At 47.0% G+C, this 16,980-nt stretch carries 17 protein-coding genes; 1 reads left to right on the top strand and 16 read right to left on the bottom strand.

Features of this window, described 5'->3' with window-relative positions; translation table 11 throughout:
• The 14 genes from BUC22_RS19620 to BUC22_RS19555 all read right to left on the bottom strand — a co-directional run bounded on the left by BUC22_RS19620 (position 1) and on the right by BUC22_RS19555 (position 12,009).
• Positions 1-279: a EutN/CcmL family microcompartment protein gene (locus BUC22_RS19620; RefSeq protein ID WP_013382323.1), complete on the bottom strand. Its 279-nt coding sequence runs from the start codon at positions 277-279 to the stop codon at positions 1-3.
• A gap of 11 nt (positions 280-290) precedes the next feature.
• Positions 291-1,127 (bottom strand): flavoprotein, encoded by an 837-nt coding sequence (locus BUC22_RS19615; protein ID WP_013382324.1) that lies wholly within the window; start codon positions 1,125-1,127, stop codon positions 291-293.
• An 18-nt stretch (positions 1,128-1,145) separates the two neighbouring features.
• The gene (eutJ, locus tag BUC22_RS19610) at positions 1,146-1,970 is read right to left on the bottom strand and encodes an ethanolamine utilization protein EutJ (protein ID WP_013382325.1); all 825 of its coding nucleotides are present in this window, start codon (positions 1,968-1,970) and stop codon (positions 1,146-1,148) included.
• On the bottom strand, positions 1,970-2,629 hold the full coding sequence (gene pduL / locus BUC22_RS19605) for a phosphate propanoyltransferase (RefSeq protein WP_013382326.1): 660 nt from the start codon (positions 2,627-2,629) through the stop codon (positions 1,970-1,972). Before pduL ends, eutJ begins: the two co-directional genes overlap by 1 nt.
• A 48-nt stretch (positions 2,630-2,677) precedes the next feature.
• Positions 2,678-3,124 (bottom strand): BMC domain-containing protein, encoded by a 447-nt coding sequence (locus BUC22_RS22500; protein ID WP_013382327.1) that lies wholly within the window; start codon positions 3,122-3,124, stop codon positions 2,678-2,680.
• A gap of 15 nt (positions 3,125-3,139) precedes the next feature.
• Positions 3,140-3,505, bottom strand: coding sequence for a glycerol dehydratase reactivase beta/small subunit family protein (locus BUC22_RS19595; protein ID WP_013382328.1), 366 nt, complete (start codon positions 3,503-3,505; stop codon positions 3,140-3,142).
• A 1-nt stretch (position 3,506) separates the two neighbouring features.
• A complete protein-coding gene (locus BUC22_RS19590) occupies positions 3,507-5,321 on the bottom strand; it encodes a diol dehydratase reactivase subunit alpha (RefSeq protein ID WP_013382329.1) in 1,815 nt (604 codons plus the stop codon).
• Between the two features lie 38 nt (positions 5,322-5,359).
• Entirely contained in the window at positions 5,360-5,869 is a 510-nt protein-coding gene (locus BUC22_RS19585) for a diol dehydratase small subunit (RefSeq protein WP_013382330.1), read from the bottom strand.
• A gap of 12 nt (positions 5,870-5,881) precedes the next feature.
• Positions 5,882-6,553, bottom strand: a complete 672-nt coding sequence (locus BUC22_RS19580; RefSeq protein ID WP_013382331.1) for a propanediol/glycerol family dehydratase medium subunit — start codon at positions 6,551-6,553, stop codon at positions 5,882-5,884.
• Between the two features lie 18 nt (positions 6,554-6,571).
• Entirely contained in the window at positions 6,572-8,230 is a 1,659-nt protein-coding gene (locus tag BUC22_RS19575) for a propanediol/glycerol family dehydratase large subunit (RefSeq protein ID WP_013382332.1), read from the bottom strand.
• A 42-nt stretch (positions 8,231-8,272) separates the two neighbouring features.
• Positions 8,273-9,058, bottom strand: a complete 786-nt coding sequence (gene pduB, locus BUC22_RS19570; RefSeq protein ID WP_013382333.1) for a propanediol utilization microcompartment protein PduB — start codon at positions 9,056-9,058, stop codon at positions 8,273-8,275.
• Between the two features lie 26 nt (positions 9,059-9,084).
• A complete protein-coding gene (gene pduA, locus BUC22_RS19565; RefSeq protein ID WP_013382334.1) occupies positions 9,085-9,360 on the bottom strand; it encodes a propanediol utilization microcompartment protein PduA in 276 nt (91 codons plus the stop codon).
• A gap of 314 nt (positions 9,361-9,674) precedes the next feature.
• Positions 9,675-10,751, bottom strand: a complete 1,077-nt coding sequence (locus BUC22_RS19560; protein ID WP_013382335.1) for a response regulator transcription factor — start codon at positions 10,749-10,751, stop codon at positions 9,675-9,677.
• The gene (locus BUC22_RS19555) at positions 10,744-12,009 is read right to left on the bottom strand and encodes a sensor histidine kinase (RefSeq protein ID WP_013382336.1); all 1,266 of its coding nucleotides are present in this window, start codon (positions 12,007-12,009) and stop codon (positions 10,744-10,746) included. The genes BUC22_RS19560 and BUC22_RS19555 overlap by 8 nt, the downstream gene beginning before the upstream one ends.
• A 360-nt stretch (positions 12,010-12,369) precedes the next feature.
• On the opposite strand from BUC22_RS19555, the gene BUC22_RS19550 reads away from it, so the two are divergent.
• Complete coding sequence (locus BUC22_RS19550; RefSeq protein ID WP_013382337.1) at positions 12,370-13,347, top strand: biotin--[acetyl-CoA-carboxylase] ligase; 978 nt, start codon at positions 12,370-12,372, stop codon at positions 13,345-13,347.
• Here BUC22_RS19550 and BUC22_RS19545 read toward each other — a convergent pair.
• Both BUC22_RS19545 and BUC22_RS19540 read right to left on the bottom strand, forming a co-directional pair.
• The gene (locus BUC22_RS19545) at positions 13,333-15,243 is read right to left on the bottom strand and encodes a heavy metal translocating P-type ATPase (RefSeq protein WP_013382338.1); all 1,911 of its coding nucleotides are present in this window, start codon (positions 15,241-15,243) and stop codon (positions 13,333-13,335) included. The two genes, BUC22_RS19550 and BUC22_RS19545, sit on opposite strands and share 15 nt — an antisense overlap.
• 150 nt (positions 15,244-15,393) lie before the next feature.
• A complete protein-coding gene (locus tag BUC22_RS19540) occupies positions 15,394-16,926 on the bottom strand; it encodes a BCCT family transporter (RefSeq protein WP_013382339.1) in 1,533 nt (510 codons plus the stop codon).
• Between the last annotated feature and the right edge of the window lie 54 nt (positions 16,927-16,980).

Raw genomic sequence — 16,980 nt, 5'->3', positions numbered from 1 at the left:
CTAAACAATTTGAATTTCGTCAACAATTCCAACGATAGTCATATCAAGCGGTGCCAGTTTATCCCCGTAAACATAACGGGCCGTACTACCGGTCGTTACAATGACGGTTTCACCAATGCCAGCGCCGACAGAGTCGACCGCAATGGCAGTAGACTGGCTGGAGTATTTTTCAAACTCCCCGTTTTCATTGATTTTTTTGATAATTAAAAGCTTACAGCCCACAAGGTTAGAATCCTTCTGGGTTGAAACCACATTACCAACTACTTTTGCTAAATGCATTCAATCACCTACTATATCTTTTCTACACGAAGACCAAGGGTAGCGATTGCTTCCTTAGCATACTCTGTAATGATAGCGTCCGCAGGCACTTTGATCACTTTGCTGTTGCGGTGTAATAATACATCGCCCCGGCTGATGATACGTTTTGCAATCATGCCATCATCCGGTTCAAAGGGATCGGATTCTTTGGCTGTCTGTGCAGGCGCTGCACAGGCGCTGCTCTGAAGCGCGTCCTTGCAACTGTCTTTCCCAACACAGCCATCATACAGCTCATCTGAGCTGACCAGCTTGATTCCAAAACTTTTTAAAGCCTTGAGGTTATTTCTCAGTAACTCACGGTAGCCTTGTGGGGATTTTCCCATTCCCAGCTGGGCTCTGACGCTGTCATCCGGACATGCGCCATTGATCGCACAAACAACTGGTGTTCCGGCCATAATCCCGTGGTTGATGAGGGTGAGCATTTCATTATCACAAATACCGTGAGCAACCTTTGCTGCGGTATTAACAGTTGTCGCTGCAATAATGATTTGATCAACTTCACCGTAAAGTTCTTTTTGGGCTACCTTGGAACCACTGTTATAAATGGTGTCTAAGCCTAAGGTTTCCTGTATATAGCTCGGAGTGAATACGTTCATCGCCTCATCCGAAAGGAAAACCTTTAATTGCCAACCATCATTTTTTAACTTGACCAGTGAATCCATTGCCTGTTTAAACCCAATCGCCGCACCGGAAAAAACAACCAGCGCTGTTTTAGGTTTATTTTTTATTCTTTTGATGACTTCTTCGACAACCTTCTGGATAAAAACATCCATAAAGGCTTCACTGTTAATCAAATCTTTTAAGTCCAAATTATATCACCACATTCCTTACCTTTGACAATTAAAGGCTATCCCTAAAGGAGTTACCAACAAAGGTTCTACGGGTTTTACTGTTTTGATGCCGATTTCTTTTTCAAAAACCTGTTCAAATTTATCAAAAACACAGGCCCCGCCGACCACATAAATGGTGTCGACATCATAGCCCTGGATAAAACGATGGACAATTGACGCCATCTTTTCCACAACTGGTTTAATGACTGGAAATATCTTCCGCTGGTCTTCATGCTTTTTCATTTCTTCTGCTTCTTCAAAGCTGATATGATAAGCGCCTGCGATGACAAGACTCATATGCGTCCCGCCAGTTGCCTCATCGGCTGTAAAAATGACTTCACCATTTTTCAAAATACTGATACCGGTGGTACCACCCCCAACGTCTACAACAGCTCCGTTCTGGATTCCCAAAACGGTTGCGGCCGCCGTCGGTTCATCGACCACATTGGTAACGGTAAAATCAGCTGAATCCACAACATTGGAAATAATCTTAGTATTTCCTTCCAAAATTCCAGGTGGGATAGCGGTTGCGGCATTGGCATACGTTAAATCAACACCAATAATTTTTTCGACTTCGGATTTTAATGTTCTGACGATGTTCACCGCTCCGAGATAATCCACGACGATCCCGTCTCTTACAACGTGAGCGCCCTGGGTAGCGCCTGCTACCGGACGGTTATTTTCGTCAACAACAGCTACAACGATATTGGCTGTACCAAGGTCGACGCCAACCTTCAGGTTACCCTGATAAGGGTTTGCTCTTTTGGCTTTGATCAGTTCATTAAACTCTAGTATCGTGTCATTACCGCTCTTCCAGTCCATTATTTCTCCTGCTTTTTAACAATTTTTAAAATGTCATTATTTTTAAGTCCGGCAGCATTGGCTTCATCGGTATCAATATGCATTTCATAAGCATATTTCGGTGATACACGTACCAACACATCACGGAAAAGAGTAGGACGCAGCCCACTGCTTTCCACACCTACACAATCGCCATCCTTCAGTCCCAGCTGTTCTGCAATGTCCGGAGTCATGTGAATGTGACGCAGTGCCGCAATGGCACCATGATCCAGTTCAACACGTCCGCACGGTCCTTCCAGAATAAGTCCCGGTGTTCCTTCCAGTTTTCCGGATTCACGAATCGGTACATTCACACCTAATGTTCGTGCATCGGTCATTGAAAGTTCAATCTGGGTTTCGCTTCTTGCTGGTCCTAAAACTCTAACTTTAGGAAATTCACCTTTGGGTCCAATGATTTTTACACATTCTTCACATGCAAACTGACCAGGCTGTTTAACATCTTTCAAGTTTGTAAGCTGATGTCCTTTGCCGAATAATATTTCGACATGTTCCTGTGTCAAGTGAAGATGTTTATTGGAAACGCCCAACGGCACGCGATTGGGAGCGTCTTTTTCTGCCATTAATTTCTTGACAGTGTTGATGACAATCTCTTCAATCACTTTTCTTTCAATATCATTCATTCGCTTACACCTTTTCTTTAAGATCTATGGATCTGCTGTTCGCAAGGATTATTCTTCTTCTGTCGGTTGTTCTTCGACTGCTTCATCTTTTTCTTCAGAAATAGGCGTCAGTGTTTTTTCCACTGCGGTTGTCGGTTTTTTCTGGTCATACTTGTTAAAAACCCAGTAAGAGTCCAGTTCCATCCGATCGCGATCCTGTTCCGGATCAAAGCCCATTGTCTGGTTGTTATAGATCATCGGTCCAAGCCCATCGGCCGGACGTGCAATCACTTTTGTACTAAAGACACCGCGGCCTTTGGCACAGGCCGCCGTCGCCGCTTCAACAGCAGCTTTAACGGCACCTACGTCGCCAACAACTTTAATGGTATGCATACCGTCGCCTTTAGCGGATTCTAACCCAAGCAACTCGACATTTGCTGATTTCACAGCAGCATCAGTGGCTTCAATGGCTGTTGCCAGCCCAATCGCTTCAATCAACCCTAATGCTTGTCTCAAATAAATCCCCCCTCACTATTTAGCACTGCCAATGTCTTTAAAAGGCATTCGTTTTACAAGTCTGGCCGCATTTGCGCCAATGGCTCTGAGGGTATTCTCATCATCCTGAAGACAGACTGAAAACAGCGGAGCGTTTTCTTTCAGCTTAATGTAATGTAAAACAATACTGTCGCCGATACCGATGCCCACACCGAGATGTGAGACCTCAGCCGCTTTGTAAGCCAGCTCAACGCCGTCATTGTTGTTCTTTTCTTCAAGAGAATAAGGTAAACCTTCTTCTTCGATGCCTAATAAAACCTGTGTGACAATGCTTTTATTGACAGAGTTTTTATTGTAATAAACCTTTATTTCTGGTTTTGGAGCTTCGAAGTTCACGTTCATGTTATTCACCTTCGCCGTACGCAAGTACTAATCCGGTGGCAACTGCGTTTCTTGGACCTTCTACACTTCTTATATTTGCTCTACCTGCTACAATACTGAATTTTGATAAAGCATCCGTTACCAGCTGCGGAATCTCGAAGTCGAGCGCAGAGCCACCGACCAATGTAACAAACTCGATGTCTCTTACATTACCAGTTGGGCTGACGCGTTCCAATGAACGAATCGCGTTGACAACAAAAACTTTGGTTTTTGCTTCTCGGCGCACAGTACGGATTCTTTCCAGCGAATGGTTTCCTGGAATCGGAACCATGCCACTTGGTGTCAGAATAACGACACGTGCAAATGATCTCGGATCTAATGGTTCATCAAAAAATTGAACAGTTCCATCTTCATGACGAATATGGAATAAGCTTTCTACCTTTGCTAAAGGATATTTTTTAATATCTTCTGCCAGACCTGAGTCCTCGAAACCAAGTTCTGAACCGATAAGCATGGTGACCATGTTACCAGCGCCTGCCAGATGAATAGAATGTATTTCGCCAGCCCTGTTAATAATAGCAGCATCTGTCGATCCTGCGCCCATGTCAATGATCGCGAGCGGTTTATTGCTCCCCGGGGTGGTTAACGCACCGCGGATCGCCATGTCAGCTTCAACACCGCCGACTTCAACCTTAACGTTCAGTTCTTTTTCAAGAACTTCAGCAATCATGTTCATCTGTAATTTATCAGCCTTAACCATCGCGGCGATACCAACGGCATTTTCCATGGAAAATTCGTCGGCCATACCACCCTTTACGCTCTGAGGCACAAAGGTGTCAACAGCTAATAAATCCTGAATTTTGATGTTTTGAGGATTCTGTTCAGTCAGGTTTGACATAACCTGTCTTACCTTTTCGAGCATACCGCCGGCGTTTGTCCCGGCTTCCCCCTTAACATCTTCGACAGGCGCAACGCTTCGGATTGCATCCATGATGATTTCCGCGCCTTCATCAACATTAACTTCGGCTTTTTTATGTTCGCCCTGGATAATGATTTTACCAGCTGGGATTTTACGTTCTTTAACGTCCCCTGCTGGTGTTTTGATGACAACGGCAGAACGGTTCCCGATCAAGGCTCTTGATACAGGAACAACTTGTTTGGTTTCATCTGAGGATAAATCGAAGACTGTTGCAATCCCATAAGGATTGGATAATTGTTCAACAACGGCTCCTGGAGCTGCTACTTCTACAGCAGCACGCATTCCAAGCGGAACCTTATCAATTAAAGAAACTTCATCGACAATCGGGATCTGTTTGTTCAAACGGTTATTAATTAAAACGCCATCATCACGCTGGACAATGGCACCATTTACAAAAATGCCGTTTGCAACGGCCTGATTAATAATGCTGGAGGAACTCTCAAAGTCAACTTCACGCGGAATGATGACAATAACCGAGTCGCCTTTTTTAACACTATTAATTTCCCTTATGTTTACAGTAACACCAACGCCGGTCCCCAATCCTCCCGGTGTGGAAGGATTGTGACCGATCATGGTTGATTCTGTAATAATTGTCTCAGTAATAGTTTCCATAGCCACATCACCAATAACTGGAGCGGCTTCATTGATTCTAATTAAATCAACATTATCAACAGTTAAGTTTGCTTTTTCTAGGGCTTGTTTTAGAGAGGCGAACACTCCATGAATATTTTGACGTGTCCCTTTCATACCAGTGGTACTAACGATGCCACTGCTCAGGAACTCAGGTTTTCCGTCAGTATATCGGGCAAGCGCCGTTTCGGTACTTGCATTACCAATATCAATACCTGCAATAATCATATCGCTTCCTCCAAACAATTTCCTGGATTATGTTGTGTTTACTTAAATTCTTTAGATCTCTTTCTTACATAGTAAACTTCAGCGGCTTCTGCTACTAAAGCTGCAGAGATAGGTGCATTGTACTGAGTTTTCAGTTCTTCTGAGATAGCTAACAGTTCATCTTTAGTAGATTTGTAAGGTCTCAGTGCATTGTAGATTTCAAGCAAACGAGCATCTGGAACAGCGATCAATTCAGCAGCTCTTCTTAAGTTGCCTGCGAATGCATCACGATGTACAGATTCAGCTACCTGAGCCTGTAATTCCAGAGTTTCTGGTCTGATTCTTAAATCTTCAGCGGTTAATTCACCAGCTAATAATTTATCCAGTGTTAATTCTTTGTACTGTTTGCCAGTAGCAGAGATAATTAATTCTGGTCTCTTATCACCGATTGGGTAATCATCTTTTGTAACTTTGTCGCCACAAGCACAAGAAGGTGCTTCAGCTGGTGCAGCTGACATAGACGCCATAACTTGTTTAACGATCTGTTCTAACATTTGTTCTTGAGTCATTCTATCCACCTCCTATTTGAATGTAACTTTCATTTCTACAGGTTTCTTACCTGGCACAACATGTTCTGTTTCTTTAATGTGTAACAGAGCAGCTTTAGCCTGATAAGCAGGACGAGCCATCTGGTCATTACGAACCGGAACTGGAGCCGGGCTTTCGCCTTTAGCATATTTAGCAGCATTTTTACCGATGGCACGATAGGTGTCTAAATCGATCAAAGGAGCCTGAGAGAATAATTCCAAGTTAGATAACTGTGGTAAATCTTTCTGGTGGATTAAGCAGGTGCCTTTTGACTGTAAGCCAACAGCAACGCCAGAACCACTCAGTTCAGCAGCGTCATGTCCGCATACAGCAACGTCGGAGCTTCTGTATACTTTGATAACACGAGCTTTTAAACCTTCTTCTTCGATACCGGCAATAATTTCTTTTAAGATTTTATCATGAGGTACGCCAACAATATTTTCTGTCTGGAATTCAGCAAAAGCTGGAGCTAAACCAATCAGAACTTCGTCAGCAGCAACGCCCTGCTGAACATCCCCTACTGGAGTTAATTCAACAGAACCTGCAGCAGCAGCGGCAGAAGCAGCCGGAGCAGCAGGAGCAGCATCGCATGCAGGAGCAGCGCCGCTCATTTCATTTAAAACATCTTCGATGATACTTTTTAACATTTGTTCATTAATAGCCATTCTACTACACCCCTTTCCTTAAATGCTGGCTGGGTCAACAGCCCATGGAATATCCTGAATTTCTTTCCATCTTTCATCACTGATTACATAACCAGTCATTGGACCATGGTAGTCATTCATGTAGTTAACTGCAGAAACAACTTCCCAGTCAGATGTGATCATAGAAGCGGTGTGTAAGTAGTCACCAGCACATTTCTGTAACTGAATGTTGAAGATAGATTCAGCAACATCTCTCATGCCGCCGCGGTCTAATGCTTTAACGAAGTCAACAGCGGTTGCGCGGTTTACTAAGTCTTCAGCAGCTTTCAGGTCAGCAACTACGTCACGGTCAGGCATATCCTGAGAACCGTTAGCGTATGTACCAGCTTCAACTTCTTCATCGGTGATTTCCGGTAAGCCTAATTCACGGAAGATAACCTGCATAGCACGGGCAGCTTTTGCACGGGCAGCAACAACAGTATCTTCATCAGCTGGCTGTAAGCCGGCGTCGATCTTAAGGTCACGCTGGATTACGTTCCAGTCATCATAGTCTTCAGCATCCCAGTTAGAACCTGCGAACATGTTGTCGTAGTTTGGTGTAGAAGAGTAACCAGAACAGATATAGTCCGTACCTGGTACCATCTGCATTAATGAACGAGCAACTCTACGAAGGTCTGAGTGGGTGAAGGTCTGGTCATTAGAAGAAGCACATTCAAGGTCTAAACATGCTGCTAATAAGTTTTCAGCCAATACTTCACGGATACCGCCAGGTACACCGGCAGGTACACCGATACAAGATACGGAACCATTCTGAGTACCCTGAACGCCAGCGCCTTTTGTTACATATAAGCAGCGGGCTTCCAAGTATAACATGGATTTACCTTCGGCATAACCCATCTGTACTTCAGAACCGGAACCGGATGTAAAACGCATCTTAAGGCCACGGGAAGCGTAGCAGGATGCTAAGAATGCTTTAGAGTAAGGAGTATCATCGCCATCCATGAATACTGGTTCTGTACCATATACAGAAATCGTTTCAGCATAAGCGGTGTAGCCCTTCATACCTAAGTCAAGTTCGGTCGCTTCTTCAACAGCACACTGTGTTAAGATACCAGGACGGCCAACATTTGCGCCAACCATGATCGCTAAGGCGTTGAAAGGAGCGTAACGAGCGATACCAACGGTTGTTTCCATTTCGTCGAAACCACGGATAGCAGCTTCAGCAGCGTCACACGCGATCTGAACCATGTTATCTTTAACGTTGGTAACGTGGCACTGGTTAGAAGGCATTAAGCGGGCACGCATTTTTGTCTGTGCCATCATCATTTCCAGTACTGTCATGTTACCTAAAACTTCGGTAATTTTAGCAGGAGTAATGGAAGTAGTAATGTCTACAACAGTTGCTCTTGGTACGTTGATATCACAAAGCATACGAGCAATTTCCAGAGAATCCATTGCCATGTATTCCTGTGCTTTTTCTGTACGGATACCGTAGTTTGCGATGAAGGTATCGAGCATATCGAATTCTGCTCTTGCCTTACCGTCCATTTCTACGATAACGCCATTTTCAATTTTCAAGCTCGGAGTAGGATCTCCGGGGTTATTCATTGCAATAAGACCTACTTCAGGCCATTCTTTTACGAAACCGTCCTTTTTAACCGGACGAGCATCTAACGCTTCAAATCTTTTTGATCTCATAGTCATTCCTCCTCTTTTCTATAACTATTTCGCTACTGCTTCTTAAATATAAGGAGTTGTAGAAGATGGTGCAGGACCAGCCATAGCTTCCAGAGCTGGTTTACCAACTTCTCTTGCAGCGTAAATAGCTTGACGAACAGCACCTGCGTCGCCAGAGAAGAAAATCATGGACTCGTTTGAATACTGTGTGCCACCATTATCAGGTGAAGCATAACCAACTAATTCTACGTTAGCAGCTTTTAAAGCAGCATCAGACATTAATACGCCGATACCTGCAGGAGCGCCTACAACGATACCGAATGCTTTACCAATTGGAGCGCCTAATACCATGTTGCAAGCGAAAGAAGCTCTTGCTGTGTACTGGAATTCCAGATGGCCAGCGTCGTTTCCGTATACATCGCCGAAAGTTCTGTTTAAGTCATTTAAAGCGACTTCAACAGCACGTTTAGCATCAGATACGTCTTCAGCACCGAAAATAATTAAAGAACCGTGACCAGCGCCACCTTTTGTATCTCTTGCGAATTCGCAGGAAACAACTTCTGTGTTGGTAGCTTTAACAGCTTCGTCAGCTGCGAAAACCTGAGGGCCAGCACCAGTACGAGCGGATAAAATACCGATTGATCTATATTTAGGGTCAATTTTCATTGCTTCATGTAACTGAGAGTCTACATTAGCGATTACGAAACCAATGGTGTCACCAATGGCGGTTCCAACGAATTCAGTTAAGCCACAAACACCAGTTGCTGCTGCACAAGTACCTGTTTCTTCAACTTCATCCATTTTTTTCATGACTTCTTCCATCAATTTGTTCATTAAATCATCTTTCATTAATCTACACCTCCATTAAATTTAGATTAAAAACTAGGTAACATTTTTTCCACATCTTGATGTGGTCTTGGGATAACGTGTACAGAAACAACCTGACCTACTTTGTCAGCTGCAGCTGCGCCAGCGTCTACGGCTGCTTTTACAGCACCAACATCGCCACGAACCATAACGGTTACTAAACCAGAACCGATTTTTTCATAGCCTGTTAATACTACATTTGCAGATTTAACCATTGCATCAGCTGCTTCAATACAGCCAACAAGACCTTTGGTTTCAATCATACCTAAAGCTTCATTTGTCATAAGCTTTGCCCTCCTTGGTTGATATTAATATTCTTACTGTTACTATTTTAATCCATATACGGGAGTAATTACTTGCACTATTGTTATAAAATTATTGTCCGATTGCCGCTTTTTTTGAAAACGGTTTTCAATTTGGTTTCTTTTTGTCTTTGACCTTTCAGAGCCCTATCTTTTTTTGTCTTTTCCCGATATTATTTTGTGAATTTTCGTAAAATAAAAACAGGAAGTGCATTTTTCAATCACACTTCCCGCTTCTCAGACCTGTTTTCTACGTGTTTTTTATAGGTTTATCTTTTTTTGCTTTAAGAATAAAATCAGGAAATTTCCTTTTCTTCTTCCTTTTCTTCGCCACTGTCGCCCTTTCGCAGACGCCTGTACTCTGTCGGCGTCATTCCTGTGCTTTTCTTAAAAACCTTACTGAAATAATTTGGCTCATGGTAGGACAAATCCAGCGCGATATTGATAATCGGCACATCAGTGTTGAGCAGCATATCCTTGGCAATCTCAATTTTTCGTTCGGTGAGGTAGGTGACAAAATTGACGCCGGTTTCTTTTTTAAAGATTTTACTCAGATAGTAAGAGCTCATGTTGGCGTACTCGCCCACCTGATCCAGAGAAATGTCCTTATGGCAGTTCCGGTCAATATAATTCAGGATATCCTCAATATTATTCTTCCGGTTTTCCTTATTATCCATGAGGTGATCGAAAATTTTGTCGATAACCTTCATAATTTCGACCTTCAGATCGTATCGGTTTTTATAGGACGTCACAAATTGCTGGTTGTTCTTCATACGCAGCGGACTTTTGATGTCGTAGCCGCAGGTATCCATGGAGACAATGTTCAGCTCCTCCATAAAATGCTGAATCTCATTCTGGATGGACATCAGGTCGTAGCCATAGTGGTCATAGAGCAGATCCAGGTATTCGGTGAGGACGCTTCTGGTGTCGCTGTATTTTTTCTGGACAACTGCGAAAATGACTTCACTCATCTTCTCGTCAAATTTATTTTTTGCGTTTGCTTTTAATGTAGAGATCACCATGTTGATGGATTCCATAAGCTGCTGGGGCCTGATAGGCTTCAGCAGGAAATCATCCACACGGGCTTTGATGGCCTGGTGGGCAAAATCGAACTCGTTAAAAGCAGTGATTAAAATAACCTTTTTTTCCTGATCCTCTTTTTTGATGGCACGCAGCACATCAATACCATTGATTTCCGGGATATTGATATCCAGAAGAACAATGTCAGGATCCAGCCTTCTGATCTCTTCCAGGGCAACGCGTCCTGAAGACGCTTTTCCAATGACCGTGATATTTTTACCGTACTGACTTAAAATCAATTCAATCGCTTCAATTTCCAGATGTTCGTCTTCTACGATAAATAATTTATACATTTAAACCTCTCCCTAATAATGCCTTACGGGGTATCTTAATCATCACTTCAGTCCCTTTACCAACTTCACTGTTGATCTTAATACCAAATTCAGGGCCATAATAATATTTTAGCCGTTTATTGGCATTGTTAATGCCAATACCCGTATTTTTGTCATTACCCTGCGCCTCTGGGTCGTAGTTGCCATCAAGGATCTTTTCAATCAACTCCGGAGCGATTCCCTTTCCATCGTCAATAATGCGGACCGTCACGATATCGCCGTCCTGTTCTCCGGTGATCATCACCTTGCCGCCGGCAGCATGGGGTTCAATCGCATGATTGATCGCGTTCTCCACAAAAGGCTGGATCGTCATGAAGGGGCACATCACCTCTTCGGCGTCCTCGTCGATGTGAATGGAATAATCCAGACGCTCTCCCAGGCGCATCTTCTGAATCGAGAGGTAATTTCGCACATGCTCAACCTCTTCCTTCAAAGTAACGATATTGGTGTTTTCCTTTTTTAAAGTATAACGCATCATATCCGAAAAGGCATAGATCATCTCCTGGGTCTTTTCGGCATTTTCAAGAAGAGCCAGACGCCCGATGGTATTGAGGACATTAAAGAGGAAGTGCGGATTGATCTGGGCCTGCAGCGCCTTGAGATCCGCCTCCTTGAGGGCCGCCTCCACTTCACTTCTCAGCTTGACCTCTTCCATGAGCTCGAGGTTTTTGTTGTGCAGCTCTTCCTGCATGATGTGAATCATCTGCTTTTCGACCAGATAATTGGCAATCGTATACAAAAGGTCCGCAGCAGCGTGAACCTGTTTCAGAGTGGTCACCATCGTCTGATCATAAAGCTTCTGAAGCTCCGGGTTACCTGAGAAATCGGTGAGCTCGGAAACAGAACCGAGAGGCAGCTTTTTCATTCCCTCCTCGTCAATCCGGATCTGGCCGGACATAATGGCGCCCAGATAATTCCCCTTGACCATGATCGGAACTGCTAAATCTACGAGGCCTCCATGACAGATATAGATTGAGGGTTTTCCTGAACGGGCAGACTCAATGCCTCCGTGAGCGTCGGAACGATAGCAGCACTCGAGACACTTGGCGTCCTCCCGCACCTTGGTGCAGTAGCCGGAAAAATTACTGTATTCCGTAATGGGGTTTCCCTTGTAATCTACGGTGATGGTCGCAAAGCCTGTTGCATCTGAAAAAGAATCTTGAATTTTCTGCAGCACTTCCACATCGATGATATCTGTGATTTTTAATAAGACTCTCATAGATTAACCTCTTTATCTTAATGATCTTACTTTAAAAACTCTTGTTTGAATAATATTATAACACAAACGTGCACTTTTTTAACCAAATTTTTGACATTTTAGATTATTTTGACTGAAATAGGCATTAAATTGTCCAATAATTAAGAATCATTTTAATTTGATGGCAAAATATTCCTTTTTTATTTACTTTCCTCTTTTAAATATAAAAGTCATATTTTTACTCCTGTAACCTTTTTAAGGTTTGTTTAAAGATTCTGAGCGCGAAAAACAGCAATATTTTGCCCTCAGAGGATTCTTGCATTGACCGCTGCTTTTCTTCTATCTTATAATAAGACTAATAAATATAAAGGAGAACTGCCCATGTCCACACAAACCGACCTTTTAAAAATACTGGAGGAAAACCGGGGCGACCCTGTGTCCGGCGAAGCGCTGGCAGAAGAGCTGAACCTCTCCCGGAGTGCTGTCTGGAAGGCCATCAAGGCCCTCAGAGATAAGGGCTACCAGATCAAGTCCAAAACCCGGCAGGGCTACACGCTGTGTAAAAGCAACGATATTCTCTCCGCTGCTTCCATCGCACCTTGGCTGAAGGACCCGGCGCAGGCGGAGCGTCTGGAGGTCTACCCTTCCCTTGACTCCACCAACAGCCTTGGCAAGGAGCGGGCCCTGGCCGGGGCGCCGGACGGCACAGTCATCATCGCGGAGTCCCAGACCGGCGGACGCGGGCGCATGGGGCGCACCTTTTTCTCGCCCGGCGGCTCCGGGATTTATCTGAGCATGATCCTGCGGCCCGGCACGGCCATCAGCCAGTCCCTTTTCATCACCATTGCCGCCAGTGTTCTGATCCGCCAGGCCATCGCGGACGTGACAGGCCTGGAGCCTGAGATTAAATGGGTCAACGACCTCTACATAAAGGATAAAAAAATCTGCGGCATTCTCACCGAGGCTGCCGCCGACTTTGAAACCGGGAATATTGACTACATTGTCCTTGGCGCCGGGATCAATTTTACCGAACCAAAGCAGGGTTTTCCCGAAGAACTCCAGCCGGTGGCAGGCGCCCTCTTTAAGGAAGCGCCGAACGGGCAGCTCCGCAGCCGGCTGGCCGCCGAGCTGGTCAACTGCCTGAGCCGCCTCACCTGCATTCCTGAGGCCGGCGCCGTCATGGCGGACTACCGGAAGCACTCCATGGTGATCGGAAAACCGGTCACTATCCTGAACGGCCGGGAAACCCTGGAGGGCGTGGTCAGCGACATCAATGACGCGGGACATCTGATCCTAAAAAAAGACGATGGAACCTTTCAGTCCATCGTCTCTGGCGAGGTCAGCCTACGGCTGCGATAATTTCAGGGAACCGGACGTTTTCTGCCGGTCCTCTCCGTTTTTCTTCTCATTAAAGTTCAGAAGCATGGCTGAGCTGATGATGACCGCCACCGAGCCCACATTGTGGACCAGCGCGCCGGCCACCGGCCCCATGACCCCGGTCATGGCCAGTACCACCGCCACGGCGTTGAGCGCCTGGGACAGAAAAATATTGATGCGAATGGTCCGCATGGTTTTCCGGGACAGGGTCATCAGATAAGGTACCTTCATCACATCATCTCCCACAAACACCGCGTCGGCGGCGTCCATGGCGATGTCTGAGCCGATGTCTCCCATGGCCAGACCCACGTCGGCTGTCTTGAGGGCCGGCGCGTCGTTGATGCCGTCGCCGATCATACAGACCTTTTCCTGCCCTTTCCGCTGGAGCCGTTTGATCACGACGATCTTATCCTCGGGCAGGCAGCCGGCTTCAACGGTGTCAATCCCAGCCCGCTCTGCCATATAAAGCGCCGCGGACCGGTGGTCGCCGGTGATCAGGGCTGTTTTAAGCCCCTGTGCTTTCAGTTTTTCAACCATATTCGGCGCATTGTTGCGGAGAGTATCTGCCAGTACTGCGTAGCCTGCTGCTTTTCCATCCACCGCGATATAAATAATAGTACCGCCCTCACTCAGGTATTTTTCCGCTGATTTTTCAAGTCTTTCCGTCATCGAAACACCCATCGCGTCCAGAAGTTTTCGGTTTCCGGCTGCGATTTCATGCCCCTCTACCACCGCGCAGACGCCCTTGCCGGGCAGCATTGTAAATTCCGACGGTTCTGGCAGCCGCTCCGGATGGCCTTCGGCATAATGTTCTGAGACCGCTTTGCCGAGAGGATGCTCGGAGCGGGCTTCGGCGGCTGCGGTCCATTTGAGCAGCGCGTCCTTTTCCCACGCCTCCTCACACTCAAAAGCACGCACGCAGGGCTTTCCGTAGGTGATGGTGCCGGTTTTGTCAAAGGCAATGCGCCCCACGGACGCAAGCCGCTCCAGCGCATCGCCAGACCGGATCAGAATCCCGTTTTTCGCCGCGTTGCCGATCCCTGCCATGATGGCTGTGGGCGTGGCGAGCACCAGCGCGCAGGGACAGAATACCACCAGGATGGTGACCGCCCGGGTCAGTTCTCTGGTCACCAGGCCAGTGACAACGGCAGCGGTCAGCGCCAGCACCACAATGACCGTAGCCCACCGGTCTGCCAGGTGCGCGATGGGCGCGCGTCCCGCGTCGGCCGACGCCACCAAACGGATCATCCGTTTCAGGGAGCTGTCCTCCGCCGCCCTGGTCACGCGGATGTCCACTGTCCCAAACTGGTTCATGGTCCCGCAGAATACCTCATCACCCTTTTCCTTATCGACCGGCAGGGATTCTCCAGTCATCAGGGACTGGTCCACCGCCGTATCGCCGCAGAGGACCATACCGTCTACGGGTATTTTTTCTCCGGGCAGCACACGCACTGCTTCGCCTACTGCCACGTCCTCCACATTGATGACGACTTCCACGCCATCCCGCATCACACGGGCCTTTTCCGGCGTCAGATCCACCAGACGCTCAATGCCTTTCCGGGCTTTATTCACGGTTCTTTCCTCCAAATAGCCGCCAAGGGTCATGATGACCGCGATCTCACCCGCCGCGAAAACCTGGCCGATGGCCACTGAGGCAATGATGGCGATGGAGACCAGCACATCCGCCCGGATGTCAAATTCCTTTATCACTGCGGACACCGCGCCGATGATAATCGGCAGGCCGCATAAAACAACCGCAATCCACGATAAATTAAAAGCCAGACGGCCGCCCGCCACAAAATGGATTCCCAGAGCCAGTGCTGAGACCACCATGGCTGCGACCGTTCTTTTTTCTTCATCTTTTATCCAAGTCATCATGATTTCCTCCTTGATTACTCTATACCCCTATAGGGTATATTGATTCTTTGAAAAAGTCAAGCAGAAATCAAAAATTTATCTTTAGTTTGGTACGGCGCGTTTCAGACCGTACCAAAAAACAACCCGTATCGCGGCGATACGGGTTGAAGCCTATAGCTTTTCTTTTGCCTCTCTCTTTTTCAGCCAACGGAACAGCAGCACGGTCATGGCGATGGTCAGTATGGCTGAGGGCAGGCCCACGACAATGACAAAGGTCTGTAGGGCGTTGATGCCGCCGCCGAGCTTCAGCACCGCCACCCCGAGAATGGCGATGGCGATGGACCAGGACAGGCGGTTCCAGCGGGCGGGCTGGCTGATGTCGGTCATTTCCTCTGATGCGATACAGCCCATGGTAAAAGCGCAGGAATCCACACAGGTGGCCAGAAAAACAAAGTACAGAAGAATCACGCCCACAATGATCCCATTTTTAAAGGGCAGCTGATCCAGCATGGCCAGCACTGCGTAATTGCTCCCCTGTTCGGCGTTGATCTTTGCCAGATCCACCACGCCGCTGCTCTGCAGCTTGAGGGCGTAGTTTCCCAGCACACAGAAAATTGCCATGGTGCCGGCCGATCCGGCGCCCATGATGCCGAAAACCAGTTCGCGGACGGTTCGTCCCTTGGATACTCTGGCGATAAAAATAGCCATGAAGGGCACTGAGGCCACCCACCAGCTCCAGTAAAAAACTGTCCAGTCCTGGGCAAAGGTTCCGCCGCCGAACACATCGCTGTAGCTGTTCATGCGGAGGAAATTGCTGAGCAGGGTCCCGAATTCCTCGACCGAGGCTGCCAGAATATAGCGGGCGCCGCTGGCAAAAAAGATAAACAGAATGACGCCGATGAGCAGATACATGTTAATGTCACTGAGAATCTTGATGCCCTTGTCCAGCCCACGGTAAACGCTGATGGAGAAAATAAACATCCAGACCACCAGCACAACGACCTGAAGCTCTGTGGTGTCCGGCAGCCCGGTAATTTTACAGATGAGCACAGAGAGCAGGGGTACCCCTAAGCCAAGGGCCGGCGCAAAGGTGCAGAAGGTCGCAAAAATCGTCACGATGTCAATGGCTTTGCCCGGAACGCCTTTCGCGGCCTTCTCACCGATCAGGTCAGTCATCACGCCGGATATTTTCAGGTTTCTGCGCTTCAGCACCAGAAAATAATAGGAGACCACCAGGCCGGACAGCGCGTAAAAGGACCAGGCCACAGGCCCCCAGTGAAACAGGCCGTAGGGAATGGCGATGTTGAAGGCCTCAAGGGAGTAGGGCTCATAGCCAAAGGGCGGCGACGCGATATAATTCAGCGGCTCGCACACGGACCAGAGGATGGCGGAGGAGCCGATGGCAGAGAAGAAAATCATTGCCAGCCAGCTGTAGAAGCTGTAGGCTGGCGGCTCCCCCTCGCCGCCGAGTCGGATCTTGCCGTAACGGCTGCAGCCCACCACCATACAGACAATGAACACCCCCAGCCCGAAAAGCAGGAAAAACCAGTCGAATTTTGTGATGACAAAGTTCCTGAGCACACCCGATACAGAGAGCGCCTGTTCTGGAAAAGCAAGGCAGGCCGCAGATACCAGGAGCATGAGCAGCAGCGCGCCGAAAAAAATGGTTTTATCAATGGGGATTTTGTTTTTTTGCGGGTCCATATTCCACTTCCGTTTCTTAAATTCAAAAACAAAGACGGGCTTGCCTGCAGCGCG

The sequence above is a fragment of the Eubacterium callanderi genome (assembly GCF_900142645.1).
Classification (GTDB): Bacteria; Bacillota; Clostridia; order Eubacteriales; family Eubacteriaceae; genus Eubacterium; species Eubacterium callanderi.
The sequence above is the reverse complement of the archived record's forward strand: the minus strand, read 5'-3'. Positions and strand labels throughout refer to the sequence as shown.